Origin of the sequence: Rhizobium sp. NZLR10 (assembly GCF_019685125.1) — a bacterium.
GTDB lineage: Bacteria > Pseudomonadota > Alphaproteobacteria > Rhizobiales > Rhizobiaceae > Rhizobium.
Genome location: NZ_JABDWE010000035.1, coordinates 1 through 12,478 on the forward strand (window position 1 = coordinate 1; position 12,478 = coordinate 12,478).

Sequence of the window (12,478 nt, forward strand, 5' to 3'; positions counted from 1 at the left end):
ATGGAACGGCGGACGGAGACCCAGGCTCTCCCACGGGCTTGGTGTCCCAAAGGTGCAACGGTCTTCCATCCGCCACCGCAACAGGCAGTACTACGCCAATAGCGGGTAAAGGGAAGTTACAAAGGTGCCGGCAGGCGGACGAGGGGGGCGGAACGGCACGCCGTCAAAGAGGGCCGACAAAGCAAGCCCCCATCCAAATCACTACCCCGCAACCCCAACCGCAACGCCGCGCCCCAGCGCCTTGAACACCGTCGAAACGATGCCGGCGCGGTCGAGGCCGGCATGGGCGATCATTGCTTCGGGTTTGGCCTGTTCCATCCAGATATCGGGCATGACAAGCGAGCGGATCTTCAGCCCGTTGTCGAGCAGGCCTTCGCTCGAAAGATACTGCATCACCTGGCTGCCGAAGCCGCCGATGGAGCCTTCCTCGACGGTGATCACCATCTCGTGGTGGCGGGCAAGCTGGCGGATCAGATCATGGTCGAGCGGCTTGGCGAAGCGCGCATCGGCAACCGTCGTCGAAAGCCCGGCGGCATCGAGATCTTCGGCGGCCAGCAGACAATCGGCAAGCCGTGAGCCAAAGGAGAGCAGCGCCACCTTGGTGCCTTCCTTGACGATGCGGCCCTTGCCGATCTGCAGGATTTCGCCGCGCGCCGGCATGTCGACGCCGACACCTTCGCCGCGCGGATAGCGGAACGAGATCGGCCCGGCATCATAGGCGACAGCCGTGCGCACCATATGCTTGAGTTCGGCCTCGTCGGCCGCCGCCATCACCACGAAGCCGGGCAGGGTGGTGAGGAAGGCGGTGTCGAAGGAGCCGGCATGGGTCGGCCCATCGGCGCCGACGAAGCCGGCGCGGTCGATCGGAAAACGTACCGGCAGTCCCTGGATCGCCACGTCGTGCACGACCTGGTCGTAGGCGCGCTGCAGGAAGGTGGAATAGAGCGCTGCGAACGGTTTGTAGCCTTCGGCCGCAAGGCCGGCGGCAAAGGTCACGGCATGCTGTTCGGCGATGCCGACATCGAAACAGCGCGACGGAAAGGCGTCGGCAAGCTTATCGAGGCCGGTACCGTTCGGCATGGCGGCAGTGATGCCGACGATCTTGTCGTCGAGAGTTGCTTCCTGCACAAGCGCTTCGGCAAAGACGCTGGTATAGCTGGGCGCATTCGGCTTGACCCTGGCCTGGGCGCCGGTGATGACGTCGAACTTGTTGACGCCGTGATATTTGTCGGCTGCGGCTTCCGCCGGCGGATAGCCCTTGCCCTTCTGGGTGACGACATGGATCAGCACCGGTCCGCGGCCATTGTCGCGCACGTTGCGCAGCACCGGCAGCAGATGGTCGAAGGAATGCCCGTCGATCGGCCCGATATGATAAAAGCCCATCTCCTCGAACATCGTGCCGCCGGTGACGTAGCCGCGCGCATGCTCGACGGCGCGGGTGATCGCCCGATCGATATTCTTGCCGAGATAGGCCGTCAGCTTCTTGCCGAGATCACGGAAGCCCATATAGGTGCGGCCTGAGGCGAGGCGAGCGAGATAGGCGCTCATTGCGCCTGTCGGCGGCGCGATCGACATGTCGTTGTCGTTGAGGATGACGATGAGGCGCGCATCGAGCGCGCCGGCATTGTTCAGCGCCTCATAAGCCATGCCGGCTGACATCGCCCCGTCGCCGATGACGGCGATGACACGCCGGTCGGTCTTGTCGAGGTCGGCGGCGATCGCCATGCCGAGGCCGGCCGATATCGAGGTCGAGGAATGCGCCGCCCCGAAGGGATCATATTCGCTCTCGGCCCGGCGGGTGAAGCCGGAAAGTCCGTCTTCCTGGCGCAGTGTGCGGATGCGGTCGCGCCGGCCGGTGAGGATTTTGTGCGGATAACATTGATGGCCGACATCGAAGATCAGCCGATCGTCAGGCGTGTTGAAGACGTTGTGGATGGCGATCGTCAATTCGACGACGCCGAGACCGGCGCCAAGATGGCCGCCGGTGCGCGACACCGCATCGATCATTTCGTCCCGGACTTCGCGGGCAAGCTGCGGCAGCTCGCGATCCTCGAGCTTGCGCAGGTCGGCGGGGTAGATGACCTGGTCGAGCAGGGGGGTCTTCGGCAGTTGTGTCACGGGCGGGCGCTCTTTCTTGCTTTTCCTTGTTTCGCTTTATTCGATTAGATTGCGGCAAAACAAGTGCATTTCAGGAACCGAAGATTTTCACCTTAGAGCATGGCGGAAAAAAGTGTGAGCGGTTTCGGGAGATATCACGTTCTATTTCCGTGAGTTGCACTCGCCTGATCTTGCCGGGTCCCGCCCAGTTTTCCAGCCCGACCGATCGAACAGGCGAGGGCTCGCTAGCAGCTTGAATATGACACGGAATGGTAGCAGTGTTGCCGCGCAGGCTGGGGGACGGGTCATGGGAACGATTGTTGCAGCGCATGCCTATGTGAACAACGAGGTCGCCTATCTCGCCTGGGACATCGACGCCAAGATCGACGAATGCCTCGGGTTCGAAGTCGTCCGCGTCTATCTCGACGAGCAGGGCAACGTGTCGAAAAGACCGGATGGCAGCGAGGACCGCGTGACCTGCGCGGCATGGGTCGCCTTCAAGGGACAGCGCAATCCTCACTGGCTGCCGCAAACGACGTCGCTCTGGCCGGTGCAGAAGCTTTCCTGGCGCGACCTGACGCTGCGCAAACGGCGCAACGAAATGAAAAGGCGGCCGGACGAGGTTCGCGTACGTTACGAAATCCGTCCGCTTGGCGATCTGAAGCCGGGCATGCAGGCCGCACCCGATCCGACGCCTGAGCTCGTCGAGATCAACAAGCGGGACCAAAACGGCAAGCCGATCAAGAAAAATGACGGCACCTATGAGAAGATCCCGGTCAAGCCCTATGACGGTCCTCCGCGGCCGCTCGGTTATCTCGGGCCGGCCATCTCCACCAACCCGGTCCATGTGACGCGCAAGCGCGGCCAGTTCGAATCCACCTTCACCAATGGCATTCTCGCTGCCCAATGGTTGCGAAACGTCCTGCTGGAAGACGGCGTAAAGCAGCCGAACGAGCTGATCGAGATGATTTCCAATCCGGCGAATGCCATCCGCAAATATCTTGCCGGCGATGTCATTCCGATGCTCAAGGAATTCATGAATGCATCAGGCGCCTTCCTTGTCGCCCTCTACGAGTTGGAGGATGAGGAACTGCTGGCCCTGCTGCTTGCCAACAAGGACAGGCTACGCGTCATCCTCGCCAATACCGGAAAGGTCGGGGACGCCTGGGATGTGCGCAATGCGCATGCACGCCAGGCGCTGATCGATGCAGGCGTCGAGATTCACCACCGGATGTTCAACAATTCGAGCCAGATCGGCCACAATAAATTCGTCGTGCACATACCGCCGGATGGCGCTCCGCGCAGCGTGTTCACCGGCAGCACCAACTGGACGGCCACGGGGCTTGCCGGCCAATCCAACAATGCGTTGATCGTCAGAAACGATGCGGTGGCCGCAGCCTATGTCGCCTATTGGGGGCGGATGCTGGAAGACAATGCGACGCTGGAAGCTCCCATCGAATTCGACGACGGCATGCCCGACAACCAGCAGAGCAAGGAATTCCGGCGCTCGAACGAAACGCCTTCTCTCGTCCCGTCCGACGATGGAGCTTCGGTCGAAGCGTGGTTCTCGCCGAACATGCAGAGCCGCAAAAAGGGCAAGGCAACGCCGCCCGATCTTCGTGAAGTCTACCGTCTGATGCGCCGTGGCGAGCACGCTGTGCTGTTTCTTGCCTTCTATCCCGGTCAGTCGGGCAGGGATTGCATCGTTGGCGAGGCGATCGATATCGCCCTCAAGGATCAGAAGCTGATCGTTACCGGCGCAGTTTCAAGCGCCCAGGCCATGCCCAATTACGTCGCCGGCAAGGAGAACGACCCCGACGATCCCGACGACGATGAAGAGGCTGTCTCGCCCCACACTTTCGACGAGGCCAATGTCTCGATCGTCCGGGCGTCGCGCATCGATGACCGCCAGCTGTTGGCGGATTTCGGCGCCGAGGAACTGACCGCCAAGAAGGTGGGCGCCATCATTCACGACAAGGTGCTGGTGATCGATCCTCTGTCGGACGAGTGCGTCGTCGTCCTCGGCAGCCACAATCTCGGCTTCAAAGCCTCTTATGCCAATGACGAAAACATGCTGATCGTCAAAGGCGACCGCGCGCTCGCCGAGGCCTATGCCGTCCACATCCTCGATGTCTATGATCACTATCGCTTCCGCGCCGTCGAGGCGGAATTGAAGCGCCAGGGCAAGAAGGGCCGGTCGGGTTTTCTCAACGTCGACGACAGCTGGCAGGATGGCTACGTGAACCGCACCAAGGGAGCGCTGACCCGATATTTCGCGGGTTGAAATTCAGGTGGCAGGTCAACGGCGGTGGCGCATCGCGGCTGCCGTCACCTCTCCGGCAAAGGCACGAATTCCTCCTCGTCACCCGGAACGATATCGAAGCGGCCGGTCCGCCATTCCTCCTTGGCCTTTTCGATCCGCTCCTTCGAGGAGGAAACGAAATTCCACCAGATATAGCGTTTCGAATTGAGCGCCGCACCGCCGAACAGCATCAGGTGGCAGCCATCGCTTCCGGCTTCGAGCGTGATTGGATCGCCGGGCCTGAAGACCAGCAGCTGGTCGGCGGCGAAACGGTCGCCCGAGATGACGACCTCGCCCGAGAGCACGTAGACGGCGCGCTCTTCATGCGCCGCGCCGAAGGGAAATGTCGCGCCCGGCTGCAGGCTGAGATCGACATAGAGCGTGTCGGAGAAAACTGCGACCGGCGATGTCATGCCTTCGAACGAGCCGATGACCACGCGCCCACGCACGCCTGGAGTCTCGATCAGCGGCATGTCAGACTTTTCCGTATGAGCGAAGGCGGGATCGATCTCCTCCTTGTCGTCGGGCAGCGCCAGCCAGGTCTGCAGCCCCGACATCAGCAGCGGATGGCCGCGCAGATTGTCGGGCGTGCGCTCCGAATGCACGATGCCGCGGCCTGCCGTCATCAGGTTGATATCGCCGGGACGAATGACCTTTTCGGTGCCGAGGCTGTCGCGATGGCGGATCTCGCCGTCGAAGAGATAGGTGACCGTCGACAGGCCGATATGCGGATGCGGCTTCACATCAAGCGCCTCGTCCGGCTTCAGGATCGCCGGCCCCATGCGGTCGAAGAAGATGAACGGCCCGACCAGCCGCCGCTGCCGGGTGGGCAGCGCCCGCCGCACCTGGAACCCGCCGATATCGCTGGTGCGCGGAATGATCAGGTTCTCGATCGCATCGCAGGCGAAGGCATCGCCGGGCAGGGGATCTTTACCGGGAAAGAAGGACATGACGGATCTCCGATCGCTAGCGTATCGACCACAAATAGTGCCTAAAACGCCGCGCGTCCAACATCGCCGCCTTTCAAGCCATCGATGTCGAGCGCAAGCCTAAAGGATGGCGGTGCCTTCGATGCAGCTTGTCACAGCCCCGCCAATCCAGATTTCGCCACCAACCTGTTCCACATGGACGCGGCCTGCTCGCCCTAGAACCGTGCCTTGACTGGCCACATAGGCGCGGGGCGCGATGCCGCTTCCGATCAGCCATTGGGCGAGACCGGCATTCAGGCTGCCGGTGACGGGGTCTTCAAAACCAGCAGCGGTAAAGGCACGGACTTCGAAATCGGCGTCACGCCCGTCTTCCGCAGCATGCCAAGGCGCGACGACACCGACCCGCAATCCGGATATGACACCGAAATCCGGGCGCAAGGCCAGGAGGTCCTCTCGCGAATGCAGCAGCACCGCCATCCAGCCCGGTCCGTTGTCCACCCAGTTCGCATCGACGATCGCGTCTTCCGCCAAACGCAATCCCTTGACGATCCGCGCCAGCATCTCTGGCTCGACCGGTCCGCAGCGGTTCAGACGCGGGGCGGCGAAGGAAAGCCGATCACCGTCTCGACGAATGCGGATAAGACCTGCTTCGCACTCCTGCACGATCTCGCTTCCTTTCGATTTGCCGCCGGACGCCAACCATACATGACAGCTCCCCAAGGTGGGGTGCCCTGCGAATGGAAGCTCGCGGGCCGGCGTAAAAATGCGGACGCGATAGTCGGCATCCCCCGTCGTCGGTTGGAGAAGAAACGTCGTCTCGCTGAGGTTCGTCCAATTGGCGAAAGAGGCCATCTGGCGGTCTGTCAATGCGTCTGCGCCAACGACGACGGCGAGAGGGTTACCCTTCAAGGGCTGGGAGGAGAAGACATCGACCTGTTGGAATACATATTTTGAAATGTTGTGCTGCACCCGTAGTTGCCTCGCTGATCGACCTGTCATTTGCGCAACGGAGTTCGCCAGTGTTGATTTGCGTGAGTCAGAATATTCCCGTTTATATTACGTAAACCTGGTGACATCGTCGAATCTTCACGAGGCGGGAATGGAATTTGGCAGTGCATCGGCAGCCTTCGAACGCGTTTTCATCATGGGAAACGGTGGGACCGGCAAGACGTGGCTCGCCCATCGCATTGGCGAGCGGCTCCGTCGTCCCCTTATTCATCTTGACGATATTCATTGGGAGCCGGGTGGCTATGGCATCGCTCGCGATAGGACGCGTAGAGACACGATGGTCAAGGCGGCGGCCGAAACGGATCGCTGGGTTATGGAAGGGGTCTATGGCGAATTGGTGAACATGGCCCTCGACCGCGTGACCGCATTGATCTGGATCGATCTGCCCGACGAGGTGTGCATCGCCAATATCAAGGAAAGGGGCATTCAGGGCGGGGGGACCCAGACGCAGTTTGTCGACCTTCTCAAGTGGGTGGCGGAGTACCGAATCCGAGCAAACAACTGGAATTCCTTCGACGCGCATGCGCGATTGTTTTCAGCATTCCCCGGTCCGAAGTGGTTGCTGTCGGATCGTGAGGCAGTGACGCGTTTGGCCGGCAGTCTGCCTGTGGACATCGAGGTTGCCAGTAGGTGAGGCAGACTTTCCGGCCACCTGTCGCGGAGCCGGTTTCAGATCGCCGTAAACCCGTTGTCGACGAAGAGATGGGCGCCGTTGACGAAGTTCGATTCGTCGCTGGCGAGATAAAGTGCCGCTCTCGCGACATCCTCTGGCTCGCCGATCCGCCCCTGCTGCGCGGCGATGGCGGCATCGGAAACATCGACCCCGAGCGCCTGCAGGTCGGCCACCTCGCGCAGGCCGTGCGGCGTGCGGATGAAGCCGGGGCAGACGGCGTTGCAGCGGATATTGCGGTCACGGAATTCTACCGCAATCGCCCGGGCAAACATATGCACGGCGCCCTTGGTCGTGTCGTAGAGCACTTCCATCGGCGTGGCGGCGACCGCCGAGATCGACGAGGTGCAGACGATCGATCCGCCACCACTCGCAATCATCTTCGGCAGCACCGCCTTGGTCATCAGGAACATCGAGCGCACATTGACGGCGTGCAGCCAGTCCCATTCCTGAAGCGTCGTTTCCAGGAAGGGTTTGATGACGATCGTGCCGGCGTGATTGAAAAGCACGGTCACCGCGCCGTAGCGTTCCTCCACGCCTGAGACGGCGGCATTGACGGCGGTTTCATCAGAGACATCGGCCGTCCAGCATTCGGCCTCGCCGCCGGCATCACGGATCTGCTTGACGGTCTCATCAGCCGCTTCCCCGTTGCGGTCGATGATCGCGACACGCGCGCCTTCGGCCGCAAAGAGCTTCGAGGCGGCACCGCCCATGCCGGTCGCGCCGCCCGAGATAATGGCGACCTTGCCCTTCAATCTGTCCGTCATTTTTCTGTCCCCTCATGGTTCTCGAAGGGGATCATAGATCGATCGCAAGCCGATCGCCAAGCGCCTTCAAAAGGGGCTTTTGCTACTTGTTTTCGTGCATGTCGTATCCCGGAACCGCGGCACACTTCCGGGCGACATACATCAGGCCTCAGGCCCCGTCGAGAGGCTCGACGGCCTGCGGCTTGCCGGCGCGGTCGAGCCTGATCTTCTCGATGCGGTTCTCGGCGGCCGAAAGCAGCGTCTCGCAATGTTTCTTCAGCGCTTCGCCGCGCTCATAGATCTCGATGGATTCATCCAGCGCCACGTCGCCGCGTTCCAGCCGGGCGACGATGCTTTCGAGTTCGGCGACCGCCTTTTCGAAGGAAAGGCCGGATACCTCCGGCTTGGCGCTGTCAGTCATTCTCAACCCTTCATCATTCGCAGAATATGCATGCCCGCCGATTCGGCGAGGCCTTCCAAATCATAACCGCCTTCGAGCAGGCTGACGACCCGGTTCTTCGCGTGCCGGTCGGCGAGTTCGAGCACGCGCCCGGTCGCCCAGTCGAAATCCTCGCCGGTCAGGTTGATCTGCGCCAGCGGATCGCGGTGATGGGCGTCGAAGCCGGCCGAAATGATGATGAGATCCGGCCGGAAATCGTCAAGCGCCGGCAGCACGCGCGATTTGAACGCCTCGCGAAAATGGTCGCTGCCGACATTCGGCGAAAGCGGCGCATTGACGATGGTGTTGTGCTTGCCCTTCTCGTCCTTGGCGCCGGTGCCGGGATAGAGCGGCATCTGATGCGTGGAGCAGAACAGCACCGAGGCGTCGTCCCAGAAGATATCCTGCGTGCCATTGCCGTGGTGCACGTCCCAATCGACGATGGCGATGCGCTCGGCGCCATGCGTCTTCTGGGCATGGCGGGCGGCGATCGCCGCATTGTTGAAGAAGCAGAAGCCCATCGCCGTCATCTTCTCGGCATGGTGCCCCGGCGGGCGGGCGGCGACGAAGACATTGTCGGCCCGGCCGGAAAAGACGTCGTCCACCGCTGCCATCGCTCCGCCGATGCCGGTCAGCGCCGCCTGCAGGCTTTTGGGACTGGCATAGGTATCGGCTTCCAGCTGATTGATCTCACCCTCTTCCTCGGGAATCTCCCGCATCACGGCGGCAAGATGTTCCTCCGGATGCGCAAGCAGCACCGCATCTTCACTCGCCTGCGGCGCCTGCCGGCGCTCCAGCCGCTCGAAATTCGGATGTTCCAGCGCGACATTGATGGCGCGGATCCTGTCCGATCGCTCCGGATGACCGGCGGGCGTCACATGTTCCAGGAAGATCGGGTGTTCATAAAGACGGGTGCTCATGAAGACACTCTATCGGTCGCTTACGTCATGTTCCACAGCAGATGGGGCATCGCCCGATGATTTCAACAAGCGCTGTCTTCGCGCCGTCCGACCGTCCGCCGCCTTGCAATTCCTGTCATATGCGGCGTTTACTTCGCCGAACCCCGTCGCTACTGTCGCTGATGGGGAATTCTGTAGGCAGAGTTGTTGATGAGTCAGTTGAAACGCCCTGGTGTGGCGGAAATACATGTGCCGTTTCGCGATGTCGATATGACCGGCCAGATGTTTCTGGCCTCCTATATTTCCTACGCCGAGTCCGTCATTGCGAGCTTCTGGTCGTCGCGTCCCGATATCGACGACGAACCGATCTACAGCGCCACCAAGATTTCCTGCATTCTCCACCGTCCGCTGCACTATGACGAGCCGGCAATCTTCACGGCCGCCGTCGACAAGATCGGCGTCCGCTCCATCGGCTTCATCGTTTCGATCGACACCGGCGAGGAGCGCGCCGCCGAGGTGGAGATTATCTGGCAGGCCCGCGCCCAAGAGGATCAGCAGCCGGTGTCTCTGCCGGAGGAAACGCGGGATTGGCTTTATCGATTTTTGGACTAACGTCCGTCATCAGTGCGTGTGCGGCCGTTTCATCTAAGATTACCATGTGAATTCCGTTGCATTTGGGACGGTCAGAACCCATCTGAGAAACATCTATTCCAAGCTTGGGGTCAACTCCCGGACCGGCCTGGTGTCGCTGTTGATGCGTTGAATGGCGCCAAAGCAGAGCTGTTCAACCAGCCGGAGTGACTATTCCGCGGCTGTGCCCCGGAGGAGCGGTTCGCTGAGTATATTGATCTCGACATTTGGATAAACGCGCTCTTCCAGCAATGTAACGGATCCAACCCGCATTTCCTTGGGCAAAGAACCGGCGTCGAAGTTGACCGCCGGCACCGGCTCTTCGGCAAAAAACCTGAACAGTGTTATATGCGCTATGCGGGGCGGGGTTGGACGCCACTGTTCGAAGCCGATGGCCTGTGAAATGGCCGAGCGAAGCCTGCGCAATTCCGCCGGCTCCTCCGCTTTGACGAAAACAGCAGCTTGCGAAGCCGCCACCTCGTGAAAATGAATGTCAAATGGTGGGGTCTCTTCGACCAGCCTCTCGACGATCTCCGTCCAGCTTTCCCCGTTCCGCTTCCAGACCTCATCGTTTGGAATACTGAATTGGGCCGCGGCGTTGACCAGGGTGACGACCGTCATGTGCAGGCTTGTTGCCGGAACGCGTGAGAGCGGCGCGGCGCTGTCTCGCTTGATACTGTCTTGCAAGTCGCAGAGCTTTGACCGCGTCTCGCGGTCGGGAAGAAACTGCAAGTGAAACGCGCAGCAGCGCTTGAACCACAGCGTATCGATCGTCGTGTGGATCACGGCAGGCCTCTCCACCCAACACGCCACGCCGCGCTGGGAGCGTGCATCCCGATACTTGCTGTCACATCGCCAAACGGTTCGCCAAGGTGACAGGCATCTGCCGGAGATCGACGATGATGTGAAGTCTTGAAACCGATCAAGAAGATTGCAGCGCCCTCCTGCCGGGTCGCCTGGCCCGGGTCGCCTGGCTCAGTATTCGGAACCGCTTCCGTTGTTCAGATCGTGACGTTCCGTCCCTTTCAGGGGCGGGTTGAAGACGCTGACGAGAATAAGGTCCTTGTCCTTGCCGCCCCGCAAATAGTGACGGTCATGTTGATCGAGGACGTAGATGTCGCCGACGCGGATCGGAAAGACGTACCCGTCCATATCCTCGACCTCGCCTTCGCCCTGGATGCAATAGCAGGCCTCCAGGTGGTTGCGGTACTGCAGCAGGGCTTGCGTGTTGGCGCGGACGACAGTGTGGCAGACCGTAAATCCCATCCCGTCATCGTTGGTCAGCAGGCGATGGCTTGTGCCATTGCCCCAATCGACGAAGCGCTCGGTCTGCTCCACTTGTTTCAGGCTTCTCACAAACATGTTCTTTCCTCTCGCGAATGACGGAGATGTTTCTGATCTCCATGATCCATTAGGCACTGGAATCCATGCTTGCTTCAAATGATCAAAATTGAGAAATCTGTTAGAATAAATTACATGTCATGTTTGAATTCGACGCATCGCGAACAAGATCTGGATGGGCTTTTACATTTCCAGCGGATGATGAATCCTGTCTGTCATGTGAGGAATTTGAACATATGCAGCTGCCGCCCCTGAATGCCTTGAGAGCCTTCGAAGCGACCGCCCGGCTCATGAGTCTGTCAAAGGCCGGAGACGAACTGCATGTGACCCATGCGGCGATCAGTCATCAGCTCAAACATCTGGAGGCGTGGTTGGGACGCAAGCTGCTGCAAAAATCCGGGCGCGGCGTTGCGCTGACCCCGGCGGGCAGCGAATATTATCTGGCCATCTCGGGCTCATTGACAGCCATCGCTCATGCAACGGGCAACATGCGCAGAGACCACAATATGCGTTCGATCACCGTCGGATGCATTCCTTCGATCGCGTCGCGCTGGCTGGTTCCGGCGCTTCCGTCTTTCCGGGAGAGCGATCCCGACCTCGACGTCAGGATCGTCTATGCAAAAGCGGAAGAGCGCTTCGATGACGAAAGCCTGGATGTTCTGATTACCATGGGAGAAGACCTGTCGGGCGGGCGTGAGAGCCGCCTGCTTTTCTCCCGCCGCAACCAGCCGGTGGCGAGCGTTCATTATCTGGCCAAGCGGAATTGGGCTGTCGGCGGCGTTCCCTTTGCAGCGGCCGACTTGCTGCACGACGAATCCGCTGATGGCTGGAGAGAATGGTTTCGAAAGACTGATATAAAGGCGCCCGTGCCGGTTCGGGGGCCGATATTTCAGGACTTCAACATTCTAGCGACGGCGGTGATCGCCGGGCATGGGGTGGCATTATGCCCGGTCGAAGTGTTTCGGCGAGAGATCGATCGCGGCGACCTCGTCGTGCTTTCTGATATCGCGACGGCAGAGACCCAGGGATATTACCTGATCACCAGTTCGTGGGCGAAAAAGCCGGTGCGTCGTTTTACCGAGTGGTTCATGCAGGAATGCCGATCCGCTGGTCCGCCGATCATTGAATAAGTGACGACAGCAGTCCGAGACAAAATACTCTGCGCTGTAACTCGGCGCCGCAGAGCGAGAGACTGTTTGAGGGGAGAGGGAGGTATTCCAGCCTGTCATGAAAGTTTCATATTGGAGCCCTTGCCGCGATCGAAATAGTAATCTACTATTTTAGTCAGGATGACCTGCCACTGCGAATTTCTTCCAGAATTGATTAGAGTCCGGCCTTACGAAGGACGGACGAATGAAGAAGCAGAGATTTACAGAAGAGCAGATCATCGGTGTGCTGCGTGAGCAGGAGGCTGGCG

At 60.4% G+C, this 12,478-nt stretch carries 12 protein-coding genes and 1 pseudogene; 5 read left to right on the forward strand and 8 right to left on the reverse strand.

Features of this window, described 5'->3' with window-relative positions; translation table 11 throughout:
* Nucleotides 1-201 precede the first annotated feature (201 nt).
* On the reverse strand, nt 202-2,118 hold the full coding sequence (gene dxs, locus HJB82_RS31255) for a 1-deoxy-D-xylulose-5-phosphate synthase (protein ID WP_209887095.1): 1,917 nt from the start codon (nt 2,116-2,118) through the stop codon (nt 202-204).
* Nucleotides 2,119-2,404: 286 nt separating this feature from the next.
* Between dxs and HJB82_RS31260 the strand changes: the two genes are divergently transcribed.
* A complete protein-coding gene (locus HJB82_RS31260; RefSeq protein ID WP_221142358.1) occupies nt 2,405-4,381 on the forward strand; it encodes a phospholipase D-like domain-containing protein in 1,977 nt (658 codons plus the stop codon).
* Between the two features lie 44 nt (nt 4,382-4,425).
* On the opposite strand, the gene HJB82_RS31265 is transcribed toward HJB82_RS31260, so the two are convergent.
* Both HJB82_RS31265 and HJB82_RS31270 read right to left on the reverse strand, forming a co-directional pair.
* On the reverse strand, nt 4,426-5,349 hold the full coding sequence (locus HJB82_RS31265; RefSeq protein WP_221142359.1) for a pirin family protein: 924 nt from the start codon (nt 5,347-5,349) through the stop codon (nt 4,426-4,428).
* Nucleotides 5,350-5,448: 99 nt separating this feature from the next.
* Nucleotides 5,449-6,327, reverse strand: a complete 879-nt coding sequence (locus HJB82_RS31270; RefSeq protein ID WP_221142360.1) for a PhzF family phenazine biosynthesis protein — start codon at nt 6,325-6,327, stop codon at nt 5,449-5,451.
* 100 nt (nt 6,328-6,427) lie between these two features.
* Here HJB82_RS31270 and HJB82_RS31275 point away from each other — a divergent pair, with 100 nt between their 5' ends.
* The gene (locus tag HJB82_RS31275; protein ID WP_221117816.1) at nt 6,428-6,970 is read left to right on the forward strand and encodes an AAA family ATPase; all 543 of its coding nucleotides are present in this window, start codon (nt 6,428-6,430) and stop codon (nt 6,968-6,970) included.
* Nucleotides 6,971-7,005: 35 nt separating this feature from the next.
* Here HJB82_RS31275 and HJB82_RS31280 read toward each other — a convergent pair whose 3' ends face one another.
* The 3 genes from HJB82_RS31280 to HJB82_RS31290 all read right to left on the reverse strand — a co-directional run bounded on the left by HJB82_RS31280 (nt 7,006) and on the right by HJB82_RS31290 (nt 9,111).
* Nucleotides 7,006-7,773 (reverse strand): SDR family NAD(P)-dependent oxidoreductase, encoded by a 768-nt coding sequence (locus HJB82_RS31280; protein ID WP_207583184.1) that lies wholly within the window; start codon nt 7,771-7,773, stop codon nt 7,006-7,008.
* Nucleotides 7,774-7,921: 148 nt separating this feature from the next.
* Nucleotides 7,922-8,173 carry an exodeoxyribonuclease VII small subunit gene (locus HJB82_RS31285; protein ID WP_047613900.1) on the reverse strand — a complete coding sequence of 84 codons (252 nt, stop codon included), beginning with the start codon at nt 8,171-8,173 and terminating at the stop codon, nt 7,922-7,924.
* 2 nt (nt 8,174-8,175) lie between these two features.
* Nucleotides 8,176-9,111, reverse strand: coding sequence for a histone deacetylase family protein (locus HJB82_RS31290; RefSeq protein ID WP_207583185.1), 936 nt, complete (start codon nt 9,109-9,111; stop codon nt 8,176-8,178).
* Between the two features lie 189 nt (nt 9,112-9,300).
* Between HJB82_RS31290 and HJB82_RS31295 the strand changes: the two genes are divergently transcribed.
* Both HJB82_RS31295 and HJB82_RS31300 read left to right on the forward strand, forming a co-directional pair.
* Nucleotides 9,301-9,702, forward strand: coding sequence for a thioesterase family protein (locus HJB82_RS31295; RefSeq protein WP_207583186.1), 402 nt, complete (start codon nt 9,301-9,303; stop codon nt 9,700-9,702).
* 55 nt (nt 9,703-9,757) lie between these two features.
* A pseudogene (locus tag HJB82_RS31300) lies at nt 9,758-9,853 on the forward strand (LuxR C-terminal-related transcriptional regulator); the annotation flags it as partial.
* Nucleotides 9,854-9,891: 38 nt separating this feature from the next.
* Here the strand turns inward: HJB82_RS31300 and HJB82_RS31305 are convergent.
* Together HJB82_RS31305 and HJB82_RS31310 are read right to left on the reverse strand one after the other, a co-directional pair.
* Nucleotides 9,892-10,506, reverse strand: a complete 615-nt coding sequence (locus HJB82_RS31305) for a 2'-5' RNA ligase family protein (RefSeq protein WP_221142361.1) — start codon at nt 10,504-10,506, stop codon at nt 9,892-9,894.
* Between the two features lie 189 nt (nt 10,507-10,695).
* Nucleotides 10,696-11,082 (reverse strand): ectoine synthase, encoded by a 387-nt coding sequence (locus tag HJB82_RS31310; protein WP_221142362.1) that lies wholly within the window; start codon nt 11,080-11,082, stop codon nt 10,696-10,698.
* A gap of 215 nt (nt 11,083-11,297) precedes the next feature.
* On the opposite strand from HJB82_RS31310, the gene HJB82_RS31315 reads away from it, so the two are divergent.
* Nucleotides 11,298-12,191, forward strand: coding sequence for a LysR substrate-binding domain-containing protein (locus tag HJB82_RS31315; protein WP_221133221.1), 894 nt, complete (start codon nt 11,298-11,300; stop codon nt 12,189-12,191).
* Nucleotides 12,192-12,478 lie beyond the last annotated feature (287 nt).